The sequence below is a fragment of the Mesorhizobium sp. M6A.T.Cr.TU.017.01.1.1 genome, from assembly GCF_004023115.1.
GTDB lineage: Bacteria > Pseudomonadota > Alphaproteobacteria > Rhizobiales > Rhizobiaceae > Mesorhizobium > Mesorhizobium mediterraneum.
Genome location: NZ_RZTA01000324.1, coordinates 1 through 379, shown reverse-complemented (window position 1 = coordinate 379; position 379 = coordinate 1). Strand labels below are relative to the sequence as shown.

At 64.9% G+C, this 379-nt stretch carries 1 pseudogene; it reads left to right on the top strand.

The window, feature by feature from the left end:
* Nucleotides 1–47: 47 nt before the first annotated feature.
* Nucleotides 48–379: pseudogene (locus tag EOB36_RS34205) on the top strand (O-antigen ligase family protein); the annotation flags it as partial.

The window sequence follows — 379 nt, the reverse complement described above, 5'->3', positions numbered from 1 at the left end:
CGTCCATGTGGCGCTGGGCCGCGTGCTGGCCGAATTCGGATATGCCAATGAGCAATACCGCCAGCCTGAGAAAAACTGAGCGCGCGCCGCTCGGCGACGCGTTCACGCGCGAAGGCGTGGCCACCGCCATTGCCGCGCTGCTGTTCACCGTCATCATGGTGTCGTTCCGGCCGTTCCAGCCGGGCGGCGCCGAACTCACCGGTCAAGGCGGCGACATCGTCAACCAGCTTGGCTTCGGTTCGCTCGGCGCCATGTCGATCTTCTCGCTGATGGCCTTTGCCGATCCGCGCGTGGTGCGCTCGCTGCTGAGCCCATCCTGGGTGTTGATGCTGGGCTTCTTTTTCCTCTCGGTGATCCTGTCGACCGATCCGCCTTCGGC